The 11839-nt window shown below is 69.2% G+C and carries 9 protein-coding genes; 5 read left to right on the top strand and 4 right to left on the bottom strand.

The features are described 5' to 3' along the window. The first annotated feature begins 157 nt into the window (after positions 1-157). Genes ACQEVJ_RS27145 through ACQEVJ_RS27160 form a run of 4 tightly spaced genes read left to right on the top strand, consistent with a single transcriptional unit; the run spans position 158 to position 4609 of the window. A complete protein-coding gene (locus ACQEVJ_RS27145) occupies positions 158-1207 on the top strand; it encodes a nitrilase-related carbon-nitrogen hydrolase (protein ID WP_433105748.1) in 1050 nt (349 codons plus the stop codon). Between the two features lie 12 nt (positions 1208-1219). Then, on the top strand, positions 1220-2662 hold the full coding sequence (locus ACQEVJ_RS27150; RefSeq protein WP_433105750.1) for an aldehyde dehydrogenase family protein: 1443 nt from the start codon (positions 1220-1222) through the stop codon (positions 2660-2662). Further along, positions 2659-3117 (top strand): DUF3598 family protein, encoded by a 459-nt coding sequence (locus tag ACQEVJ_RS27155; RefSeq protein ID WP_433105752.1) that lies wholly within the window; start codon positions 2659-2661, stop codon positions 3115-3117. The genes ACQEVJ_RS27150 and ACQEVJ_RS27155 overlap by 4 nt, the downstream gene beginning before the upstream one ends. A 55-nt stretch (positions 3118-3172) precedes the next feature. After that, on the top strand, positions 3173-4609 hold the full coding sequence (locus tag ACQEVJ_RS27160) for an FAD-dependent oxidoreductase (RefSeq protein ID WP_433105754.1): 1437 nt from the start codon (positions 3173-3175) through the stop codon (positions 4607-4609). 60 nt (positions 4610-4669) lie between these two features. Here ACQEVJ_RS27160 and ACQEVJ_RS27165 read toward each other — a convergent pair whose 3' ends face one another. The 3 genes from ACQEVJ_RS27165 to ACQEVJ_RS27175 all read right to left on the bottom strand — a co-directional run bounded on the left by ACQEVJ_RS27165 (position 4670) and on the right by ACQEVJ_RS27175 (position 7499). Then, complete coding sequence (locus ACQEVJ_RS27165) at positions 4670-6244, bottom strand: alpha/beta hydrolase (RefSeq protein ID WP_433105756.1); 1575 nt, start codon at positions 6242-6244, stop codon at positions 4670-4672. A 90-nt stretch (positions 6245-6334) separates the two neighbouring features. Further along, on the bottom strand, positions 6335-7093 hold the full coding sequence (locus ACQEVJ_RS27170; protein ID WP_433105758.1) for an SDR family NAD(P)-dependent oxidoreductase: 759 nt from the start codon (positions 7091-7093) through the stop codon (positions 6335-6337). After that, a complete protein-coding gene (locus ACQEVJ_RS27175; protein WP_433105760.1) occupies positions 7083-7499 on the bottom strand; it encodes an ester cyclase in 417 nt (138 codons plus the stop codon). Before ACQEVJ_RS27175 ends, ACQEVJ_RS27170 begins: the two co-directional genes overlap by 11 nt. Before the next feature lie 71 nt (positions 7500-7570). On the opposite strand from ACQEVJ_RS27175, the gene ACQEVJ_RS27180 reads away from it, so the two are divergent. Further along, positions 7571-8482, top strand: a complete 912-nt coding sequence (locus tag ACQEVJ_RS27180) for a LysR family transcriptional regulator (RefSeq protein ID WP_433105762.1) — start codon at positions 7571-7573, stop codon at positions 8480-8482. A 200-nt stretch (positions 8483-8682) separates the two neighbouring features. Here the strand turns inward: ACQEVJ_RS27180 and ACQEVJ_RS27185 are convergent, their stop codons facing one another. Then, positions 8683-10845 carry a choice-of-anchor P family protein gene (locus ACQEVJ_RS27185; RefSeq protein ID WP_433113002.1) on the bottom strand — a complete coding sequence of 721 codons (2163 nt, stop codon included), beginning with the start codon at positions 10843-10845 and terminating at the stop codon, positions 8683-8685. Between the last annotated feature and the right edge of the window lie 994 nt (positions 10846-11839).

An 11839-nucleotide genomic window follows, 5' to 3' on the forward strand; every position in this document is an offset into this window, starting at 1 on the left:
GTTCCTTCGGTTCCAGTGTTCCGCAGAACGGAACAGTGTTTCAAGCTAAGCCGGACAGCCTCTCCATGTCAATGAAGCGTCAGACCTTTCGGATCCGGGCGGCCCTTCCCTATAGTCGGGACAGAAACAGCGTTTCGATGTGTGGAACGGAGACCCTGTGAGTCGAGATGGTGCGGAAGGGGCGGTGACCGCCTTCCGCGCGGTCGCGCTGCAGACCGCGTGTCACGCCGTCAATCGGGCCGATGACACCCCGGCGAGCCGCGACATGATCCGTACGGCCATCGACCGGGTCCGGGAACAGGTCGTCGCGACGAAACGCTTCGTCGGGCCGGACCTGCGGCTCGTGGTGCTCCCCGAGTACCTCCTGACCGGCCACCCCATCGGGGAGCCGATCCCCGAGTGGTGCGAGCGGGCGGCCCTGGCGCCCGACGGCCCGGAGTACGCGCGCCTGGCCGAGATCAGCCGAGACGCCGAGGTGTTCCTGTGCGTCAACGGCTACGAGCTCGACGAGCACTTCCCCGGCGTCTACTTCCAGGCGTCGGTCGTGTTCGACCCGCGCGGCGACGTCGTCCTCCGATACCGCCGGCTCAACTCGATGTTCGCCGTGACTCCGCACGACATCCTCGCCGACTATCTGTCGGTCTACGGCGAGGACGCGCTCTTCCCCGTCGCCAGGACCGAGATCGGAACGCTGGCGGCGATCGCGTCGGAGGAGATCCTCTTCCCCGAGGTCGCCCGCTGCCTCGCCATGCGGGGCGCCGAGGTGTTCCTGCACAGCTCCTCGGAGGTCTGCAGCGCGCTGTTGTCGCCGAAGAACGTCGCCAAGCTCGCCCGCGCGGTCGAGAACGGCGCCTACGTGGTGTCCGCCAACACGGCCGGGTTGTACGGCACCGGCCTGCCGGCGGAGTCGGGCGACGGCGGCAGCCAGATCGTGGACCACAGGGGCATCGTCATCGCCAAGGCCGGTCAGGGCGAGTCGATGGCCGCCAACGCGGAGATCGACCTGGCCGCGCTGCGCCGGGCGCGCAGGACGCCGGAGATGATGAACCTCCTCCCCCGGCAGCGCTTCGAGCTCTACGCGCCCAGCTACGCCGGCACCTCCTTCTACCCGCCGAACAGCGTGCGGCCGGGCGAGATCTCGCGCGGGCATTTCGTGGCGGCGCAACGCCAGGTGATCGACCGGCTGTCCGCGGACGGCCTGATCTGAGAAACGGTTGAGATGACGAAGAAGATCTCTGTCCGCAACCCTCGCACGGGTGTGGCGGACTACACGATCGAGGCCGCGGACGCCGGAGAGATACGCCGCGCCGAACAGCGGCTGCGAGCCGGCCAGGCGGAGTGGGCCGCGCGGCCGGTCGAGCGGCGGATCGCCGTCCTGCGGGAGTTCAAGGAGGCACTCATCCGCCGGCGGGACGAGATCGTCTCCAGGCTGGAGGCCGACACCGGACGACGGTGGGTGTCCGGGCTGGAGGTGGACGCCGTCGTCGGCGGCATCGACCGGGCGTGCCAGTTCGCCGAGGAGACCTTCGCCCCCGCCGCACCCGCCCCCACCCCCGATCCGGAGGTCCACGCCGCCGGTGATCTGGTGGCCTACCCGCTGGTCGCCGTCATCTCACCGTGGAACTTCCCGTTCCAGCTCGCGCTGATCGATGCGGTTCCTGCGCTGCTCGCGGGATCGGCGGTGCTGCTCAAGCCGAGCGAGATGACGCCGCGATTCATTCCCGCGCTGCGCGCCTGCGTAGAGGAGATCCCTGACCTGTCCGGCGTCTTCGCGGTGGTCGAGGGCGACGGCTCCACGGGGGCCGCGATGATCGAGGCGGCCGACGCCGTCTGCTTCACCGGCAGCGTCCAGACCGGCCGCGTCATCGCCGCCGCGGCGGCCGCCCGCTTCATCCCGGCGTTCCTCGAACTCGGCGGGAAGGACCCGGCGATCGTCACGGCGTCGGCGGACGTCGACGGCGCCGCCTCCGCGATCCTGTGGGGCTCGACCATCAACTCCGGGCACTCCTGCATGTCCCTCGAGCGCGTATACGTGGACCGGCTCGTCGCCGGCGCGTTCGTGGAGACGCTGGTCGCCAAGGCGGAACGCGTACGGCTGGCCTATCCGGACCTCGCCGACGGGCAGATCGGGCCGATCATCACCGCCGCACAGGCGGAGACCATCCGCGAGCACCTGGACGACGCCGTCGCGAAGGGCGCCAGGGTGAGGACCGGCGGCTCGATCGAGATCCTCGGCGGCGGCACCTACCTGCGGCCGACGGTGCTGACCGAGGTCGACCACACGATGCGGGTGATGTGCGAGGAGACCTTCGGACCGATCATCCCGGTGATGGCCTTCGACGGCGCGGACGAGGCCGTCGCGCTCGCCAACGACACCGACTTCGGGCTCAGCGCCGCCGTCTTCGCGGGCACGGCCGACGAGGCGCTGTCGATCGCCCACCGTCTCGAGGTCGGAGCGGTGAGCGTCAACGACGCCTGCCTCACCGGCATGGTTCCCGCGGTCGAGAAGAACTCCTTCAAGCTGTCCGGACTCGGAGCCTCCCGCATGGGCCCGCCCTCCGTACGGCGCTTCCTGCGGCGGCGGGCCCTGCTGGTGCGCGACGCCGCCGGTCCCAGGCCCTGGTATTACGACGGCGCTTCCAGCCAGACGGAGGAACGATGACCATCGCCGACATCCTGCGCGACATGTCCGGAGTGTGGGAGGGCACCTACACCGTGCTCGACGCCGCCGGCGCCCTGGTGGAGCGCTTCGCCAGCCGGCAGGAGGGCCTCATGGAGGGGACCGATTGGACGGAGAAGGTGGTGTACCTCCGCGAGGGCGAGGAGCCCGCGGTACGGCACTACCGCGCCGTCGTGGACGGCGACCACGTCGAGTTCGTCGACACCGAGATGTGGGGCACGACCAGCCGTGCGGGTGACCAGGCCATCGTCTTCACCTTCGGCTGGAACCACCGCCCGCAGGAGCGGATCGTCGAGATGTCGATGCCGCAGGGGGACTACCGCACACGCCTGTGGCAGCACTTCGAGGCGGGCAGGCTGACCCGGCTGACGCTCATCGAGGAGCGCCGCGTTCCCGGCGCCGAGCCCGAGCGGTGGTACAGCCCGGCCGCCGGGTGAAGGACACGGCGGAGCGATGAGAGCGAAAACGGAAAGCACTACAGGAGATCCACCAGTGGAATTCAGCTACGACCTCGTGGTGGTCGGCGCCGGCACCGCCGGCATCCCCTGCGCGGCGGAGGCGGCCCTCGCGGGCGCGAAGGTGCTCCTGGTGGAGAAGGACCACCAGATCGGCGGCACGCTGCACATCTCGGGCGGCCACATGGCGGCGGCGGGGACGCGGCGACAGGCCGAGCGGGGAATCGCCGACTCCGTCGAGGCGCACCTCGCCGACGTCCACCGGATCAGCGGCGGGACCGCCCGCGAGGATCTGGTCCGCATCGTCGTGGAGAACGCCGCCGAGACCGTCGACTGGCTGGACGACCGCGGCTTCCGCTTCGCGTCCGAGACACCCCGGATCATCTACGGGCACGAGCCGTACACCACGGCCCGGACCTACTACGGGGTCGACGAGGCGATGTCGATCCTGGAGGTGTTCGAAACCCTGCTGGATGAGGCGGTCGCCACGGGCCGTCTGGACGTGTGGAAGAACTCCCCGGTGATCGGGCTCATCCCCGGCGACGACGGCGGGGTCGGCGGGGTCGCCGTCCTGCGAGGCGACCGGGACGTGGAAGTCCACGCCCGCGAGGTGGTGCTGGCCACCGGCGGCTTCGCCGCCGACCCGGATCTGTTCCTGGAACTGGAGGGAGCGCCGCTCGTGTCGGCGGCTCATCCCACCTCGACCGGCGACGGGATCCACCTGGCGAGAGAGCTCGGCGCGGCCGTGGCGGGAACCGGTTCGTTCCTGCCCTCGTTCGGTGGCCTGCCCCATCCCACCTCGCCGGGAAAGGCCAACTGGTCCGACCGTCAGCTCCTCGTCGCGGCCGAACGCCCGCCCGTCGAGATATACGTCGACAAGCACGGCCGGCGCTGGGTCGCGGAGGACGAACTCTCGATCGACGACAAGGAACGCGCGCTCACCCGCATCGACGACATGACCTTCTGGACCGTGTTCGACGACGCGATGCTCGAATCGACGCGGTCGGGCCGCCCGCTCGTGGTGGGCTGGACACCCGAGGAGTTCCGCGCCCGTGCCGACCACCGCACCGGCATACACTCGGGCGGCACACTGGAGGAACTGGCGGCGAAGGCCGGGATCGACCCGGCTGGCCTGACCGCGACGGCCGCCCGTTACAACGAGGCGGTGGCCTCCGGCGTCGACCCCGACTTCGGGCGCACGCATCTGCCGCTGCCCCTCCTCAAGCCGCCCTTCTACGCGGTACGCAACCACGCCATCTCCTTGGTCACGTTCGCGGGAATCGACATCGACTCGGACTTCCGCGTACGGCGGACCGACGGTTCTTCGCTGCCCAACCTGTACGCCGTCGGCGAGGTGATCGGCGCCGCGGCCACCTGCGGACAGAGCTTCTGCTCCGGAATGCTGGTCACGCCCGCCATCACGTTCGGCCGGCTGCTCGGCCGCCGCCTGGCCGCGGGAGATCGACCGGCGTAGAGGTTCGTGAACGAACCGCCTCCTCCGATGAGGGGGCGGTTCGTTCGTTCCACCGTGATCTCAGCCGATGCCGTCGAGGTAGCGGGCCAGCATGACCGCGTTGGCCTCGGGCGAGCCGGGGGCGCCCAGGGGCGCGAAGGTGGTCTCGGTGGCCTCCCGCAGCAGCCGCAGCGCCACAGGGGTCATCGGCGCCAGCGGATCGGTGCGCGTGCTGCCGACCAGCGCGGGCCGCTTCACCAGCGGCAGCCGTTCCGTGCAGGGCCACTGCCAGGCGGCACGGTAGTAGCGGTGGTAGTGGGGCGCGGAGCGCAACATGTCGAGCACGACCCGGTGCAGGAACTCCGGCCGGTAGGCGTCCACGTCCCGGATGCCCTCCGGGGTGTGGTTGAACCAGGGCCACCACAACGCCATGTCCGCGCTGGCTCCCCAGGCGCGGCGCAGGTGCGAGCCGTGCGTGTCGGGGGTCAGGTCCACGAAGTAGTTCTCCGTGACGGAGGCGACCAGCTCGGGCTGGTCGTCGAACAACGGCATCCCGTCGAGGACGAGCGCGCCCACCCGGCCCGGCGCGGCGATGGCCAGCTCGACGGCCATCGCGGCGCCGGTGTGGGTGCCGTACACATCGCAGGTCTCGATGCCCAGCGCGTCGAGCATCTCCACCAGCAGCGGCACATAGGTGCCGGCGAGGGTCGGCGCGTCCTTCACGGCGTCCGGCAGCGGAGTCGACCGGCCGTGACCGGGGGTGTCCCAGACGAGGGTCGGACGGGTCTCGCCCAGCGCCCTGGCCAACGGCTCGAGGCCGGACCCGGATCCGGGATTGGCATGCAACATCAGCACCGGACGGCGGCCTGAGGACCGTTCGCCGAATCGGCGAACGTGGACGAGGCCTGTACTCACCTGGACGTAGCCGCGTTCACCGGGCTCGCTCCTCGCCGGCTCCGCGGCTACGTCCCCCTCGGGCATGGCCAGGATGTCGGCGGCCCAGTCGTCCCCGGCGACGACCATCTCGGAGGACCCCGCCAAGCCGGGCCAAACCTCGGCCGCGCTCGACGCCAGCCACCGGTGCGCGTCGCCGTGCGCGTCCGTGTCGAGGAAAAGGGCGTGGAGGACCTCGGCGGAAGGCAACCCCCGACGGCGCCGGTTGCGCGCCGTCGGGCGCCACCAGGGACTGAAGATCATGCTGTCCCGGACCTCGTCGTACAACCGCAGCACATGACCGCCGCTGCCGTCCGGCGGGGACGGCGCAGGCGGGCGTTCGGCGCCGCTGTACGGGACGTGCAGCACCAAGATGCCGCGGACCAGACCGGGATGACGCTCGGCAAGCCGGGCAGCCACGGCGGCCCCTGCCCCCTCGGCCGCCACCGGGGTGCGGCGCACGCCGAGCAGGGCCAACGCCGCGGCCAGCATGTCGGCCTGGGCGTCGAGATCGCCCGCTGCGCTATCGGCCACGGTGGTGCCGCCGAAACCGATCAGGTCCGGGGCGATGACCCATCGCTTGCCCGCGATCGTCTCGATCAGCTTCGGGTCCCAGCCCGCAGCGCCGCCGGGAGCATCGTGGAGCAGTAATACGGGCGAGCCGCTCCCGGCCTGGCGCAGATGCACCTGCCCCGCGGGCAGCGTGAGGTATCCCGGTCGCATCCTGTTCCTCTATTTAGAACGCTGTTTCAATCGGAACATATTGATGACCGGGTAGGCATGTCAACGCCCGAGCGGTCGCGTCGAGCATGGTCAGGCTCCGGTACGCGTCACGCCGCCGTCGACGTGCAGGATCTGGCCGGTGATGAAGCCGGCGTCGTCCGAGACGAGGAAGGCGAGGGCGTTGCCGAGGTCCGCCGGGGCCGACTGGCGCTTGATGGTCTGCATGGCCGTCATCCGGGCGAGCACCTCGTCGGCGGTCGGGCCGTTCGTCCGGGTGCGGCCCAGGAAACCCTCGGTCGCCACCAGTCCGGGCGCGATCGCGTTGACCGTGATGCCGCTCTCGCCGAGCTCGTTGGCGAGCGCCCGGGTCAGCGCGTGCACGGTGCCCTTGCTGGTCATGTACGCGAGGTCGCGGTTCTGCGTCACGGTGATGCCCGAGCCGGTGTTGACGATGCGCCCCCACCCCGCGGCGCGCATCCCCGGTGCGAACGCCCGGGCGAACAGCAGGATCGCCTCGACGTTGACCGCCTGCACCCTGCGCCACAGCTCGATCGTCACGTGGTCGAGGTCGGTGAACGGGAAGATACCGGCGTTGTTGACGAGGATGTCGCAGCGCCCGTAGCGGTCGAGGACCGTGCCGACCACGGCGTCGACCTGCGACGGCTCGCTGATGTCGCACACCAGCCCCAGCTTGTCGCCGCCGCCCTTCAGCTCCTTCACGCCGTCGGCCGGATCCTCGATGTCGACGGCGACCACGTTCGCGCCTTCCGCGGCGAGCCGCCGGCAGTACGCGTACCCGATGCCCCGCGCCGCCCCGGTCACCACCGCCGTCTTACCGTCAAGCGCCACGGGTGAACTGCAATCCGAGCTGGCGCGCGATCCCGAAGTAGTCCTCCAGGTGCCACGTCCGCACGATCCGGCCGTCGGCCACCTGGTGGAAGTCCGACGCCCGGAACTCGACCTCGCGGCCCGTCCCCTCGACGCCGAGCAACTCCCCGACGTGTAGGCCGCGGCCGACCGAACGCACGGCCACCATGTCGCCGGACTCGACGACGTGCTCGATCGTGACGGTCAGGCCGGAGAACACGCCGCGAAGGTGATCGATGCTCTTCTTCCATCCGTCGGGACCGGGCCCGGTTCGCATGGCCGGGACGGCCTCCCAATCGGCGGCGAGGGCCTCGTCGACCAACGCTGTGTCACCGGTGGCGAGGGCCTCGTAGAAGCGCCGGACCGCGATCTCATTGTCAGTGGGCATGGATCTCACGGTAGGGACGCACACCCTGCGTGATCAAAGACCTGTTTCGGAACAGGTAATACGATCCAGGCATGACGGACCTCGACCTGCGGCTGGTGCACTACTTCACCACCGTCGCGTCGCATCTGCATTACGGCCGCGCCGCGGCCGAGCTGCGCATCGCGCAGCCGTCGCTGAGCCGGCAGATCAGCAAGCTCGAGGCCCAGGTAGGCGCGCGGCTTCTCGACCGCACACGGCAAGGCACGCGGCTCACCGAAGCGGGAGAGGCCTTCCTCCCGCACGCACACGCCTTGTTACGTTCGGCCGAGCAGGCCGCCGCCGTCGCCCGGGCCGCCGCGCAGCCCACTCGGATCACCGTCGGCTACACCGCGGGTCTGATCGTCACTCCGGCGGTGCAGAACTTGCGGCACAAGCATCCCGACGCCGACGTACGCACGCTGCACCTGGAGTGGAACGAGCCGCGCGAGGCCCTGCTCGACCGTCGGGTCGACGCGGCGATCACCCGGCTGCCGCTGCGAACCGACGGCCTGCAGGTGACGATCCTCTACGACGAGCCGAAGATGCTGCTCGTGCCGGTCGGGCACCGGCTGGCCGACAAGGAGTCGGTCACCCTCGACGACATCGACGGCGAGCCGATACCCCGCTTCCCGGATCCCGAGTTCGACGCGTACTGGCGCATCGACCCGCGACCCGGAGGCCGCCCCGCGCCCGGCGGACCCCCTGTCGAGACCATCGAGGACAAGCTCGAATACATAGCGGCCGGGCAGGCCGTGGCCATCGTCCCGGCCGCCCTGCACACCGGCGGCGCCCGACCCGACCTCACCGCGATCCCGCTGCACGGCGTCGAACCGGGCCACGTCATCGTGGCGACCCGGGCCGCGGACCGCAGCAGACTGGTGGCCTCGTTCCGCATGTCGGCCCGTGACTGCCTGAAAAGACGACCTCAACCAGAGCATCCCCCGGACCCGGCCCCGGGTCCTTGACCCAGGCGCGGCGGCTGGGTGTCGCGCCGCTGAAGGCGCTGTTTGAGTCGCTGCCTTTGGCCCTGCCGGCGGGACCGGCAGTGGCGAGACCGCCTGTGCGGAGCGAAGCGACCCCGGGGGGCGCCTGAAGCCCGGCCGAGGCCGGGCGGAGCTACGGTGTTCCGCCCGGCCTTGGGGTTGATTGGTTCAGGTGGGTTGGGTTATGGGCAGTTGCCGATGTCGCTTTCGGAGGAGGCCAGAACGACGTTGGTCTTGGCCAGGCCGAGGGCGTCGACGGTGACATGGACGGCGTTCACGGTCAGGCCCTTGTCGGGAGTGGTGAACGGGGTCTGCTCGTTGAGGACGAGCTTGACGACGCCGACGTTGACCGTGGTGTTGGGTTGGATACTGGTGGGTTCTGCGATGACCACCGTGTTGCCGACCTTGAGGGAGGCGATCGTGGTGGCTCCGGTGGAGCCGGCGCAGGTGGTGGTGGAGCTGGATTTGATGGTCTTGACGGCGATCACCGGGATGCCGGTGATCCCGATGGTGGTGTCGTCGATGGAGGCGGTGGCCACGGATTTGCCGGGGAATTCGGTGGTGGCGACCTGAGCGCATAGGGCGTGCGCGCTGATCAGACCGCTGAGGGTGGCGGTGCAGGGCACCGAGGTGGTACCGGTCGAAGTGGTGGAGATGGGGCCGGTGTCGGGGGTGCGTGCGATGTTGACCAGTTGGATGCCGGCCAGGGCGGCGTCTGCGGTCAGGCCGTAGGCCCGTCCGGTCAGCCGCTGCGGCGTGACGGTGACTTGTTCGTCGCTGCACGGTGAGGTGACGGAGTTGTTGTTGGCGTCGCCACTGTAGGTGGCGGTCCACCGGTAGGTGCCGGCCGCGCCGATGGTCACGTTGCCGGATGCCGCGGTGCCGCTGCCGGACAGCGTCTCGGTGCGGGTGGCGATCGGCGTCGCGCAGGTGGTGTCGCCGGGGCCGTACAGCTGGAATGTGACGGTACCGGTGGGGTGGAACCCGCCGGAGATGGTGGCGGTGTCGGACACGACGCCGCCGGCCGGCTTGGACCCCGATGGGGTGGTGGCGATGCCCGGGGTGGCCTTGACGACCACGACCTTTTCATCGCCGCACGCCGAGGTGACCGGGTTGTTGGCGTCATCGCCGCTGTAGGAGGCCACCCACCGGTAGGTACCCACCCCGCCCGCGGCGATATTCCCGGACGCGGCGGTGCCGCTGCCCGACACCGTCCCGGAACGAGTCGCGATGGGCGTCGCACAGTCGGTGTCACCAGGCCCGAACAGCTGGAACGTGACGGTGCCCGTCGGGTGGAACCCGCCGGACAGGGTCGCTGTATCAGAGACGTTCCCGCCCGCGGGCACCTGGCCCGATGGCGTCGTGGTGATCGACGGGGTCGCCTTCGGGACGTGTTCAGTGATCGTTTCAGTGAAGCCTGGGGACAGGACGCCGTTGAGCAGGAACTCCACCTTGCAGGTAACGGTGCTTCCCGGTGCGGCTCCGGCGCCGACGGAGACGGCCTCGGTGAAGGTGGCATCATCGCCGCTGGTCGCCGCCCGACTGCCTGGGGTCAAGGACACCGACAGGTTCGGATCGCAGTCGCGCAGCTGGTGGGTGACCGTGACCGGCAGGTTGTGCAGGGCCGCCAGGATCGTGTCGCTGACCTCTGAGGAGTTGAGGCCGGAGAACAGCCGTCCACCCGTGGCGTTGGTGATCGCGGTCGCTTGACCGGTCGAGTCCAGCCCGGACAGGTCGAACGCGAGCACGGTGATGTCGGCTGCCTGCAGGGCGCTGATCGCATTGGCCAGCGTATGGCCGTTGCTGGGGTCATGGCTGGGGGCGTCCCCGATCAGCAACACGATCCGAGAGCTGTTCGACCGAAAGCCGATCGCCCCGGACGCGACCTGGAACAGACCGTTGATGCCGTCCTCGGGGAAGTCGCCGCCGCCCGACGCGACCAGCGAGTTGAGGCCGTTGGTGACGTCGGTCTGGTTGGCGGTGAGGTTCTGCGCCACCCGGAACGACGTCGCGTCCGCCGACACGTCCCTGTACTCGGCAACCGCGAACTGCGCGTCCGGCTGCGCCGAAGCGACGGTGGACAAGATGGTGTTCGCATTGGTCCGCACGTTCGAGATGACCCCGCCCATGCTCCCTGTTGTGTCGATCAGGAACGTGATATCCGGCTTGGGGGGGATCGCCGGAGTGGATACGGTCTTGGCGATCGTCGTCGATCCGCCGGGGTCCAGGTTCAGCGTCACGTCCGCCGGGGTGACCCCGGGCGCGGCGGACGCCGTCCCTACCCCGGCCACCAGCATTGCGCCGGCCACCACCACGCACACGGCGGCCCGTAATCTTCGCGTCATTCTCACGGTGTCATTCCTTCTGGTGCGGCGTTATGCCACAACGAATTCGGGATCGCTGGCCGTGCAGAATTTCTATGATTTCTTTAACCGGGACGTCCTCTCCTCACGTTTGGCGCGAGCGGATATCAAATCGCATTCGTTGACAACCTCGGTGACCTTTTCAGCGCCAGCCGCTGATCAGCGAGGGGGTGTGGCCACGGTCATATGGTGACTGGTCGACGAATAGATGTAAATAGGCCGCTTACGGCAAGTTCCCGACTGGCCACAGTCGGCCACTCCTTACTGATGAGAGGTGTCCGCGAGTAGCGAATCTTCTTCAGATATGCCCGATGAAATGCGCGATCGGCGGTTTGCCGCATCAAAGAGAGCGGCCGTTTCCAGTCCTCCGGCCGTCTGAATTGCGGTTATGAGCATCGCCGCAAAGTCGACCGACGGCCTCCCACGCCCATTGGGCACCGGTCAGATCCGACGGATACGACGACTTCCGGTCATGGCTCCGGCACCCCGGCGAGGCACAACCGCGGGAGGGTCGGCCGCTGGGGGATGGCCGCGACTTGCGCTGTTCTTCAATTCCCAACCGGCGAGAGTGCCGGCAACGCGGCACCGGACAAGGATCGCGCTTCACGCAGGCTCGAGTTCACGACCGAGGATGTCACACCCAGTTGGTGGACATGCCACCCTCACCGAACAGACACGGAACAGTGATCGTTAGAGGCTCTGCCTGCGCACAGCGAACCCCGCCCTCCGCTACTGGAGGGCGGGGTCTCTGTATGTCAGGGGCTACTTGAGGAGCTGGCGGGCCATGACCATGCGCTGGATCTGGTTGGTGCCCTCGTAGATCTGGGTGTTCTCCGTCGTGCTCCTCACCCGCCTGGACCCACTCGCCGATCTAGCCCTTGAACTGGCCGTACGCCTTCGGACACTTGCCACAGGTTTTCACTGCCTTACGGCCTCTGACGGAACACCGACGGAACAAGATCGCGATTCCGCTACC

The organism is Microbispora sp. CA-102843 (assembly GCF_050936215.1).
GTDB lineage: Bacteria > Actinomycetota > Actinomycetes > Streptosporangiales > Streptosporangiaceae > Microbispora.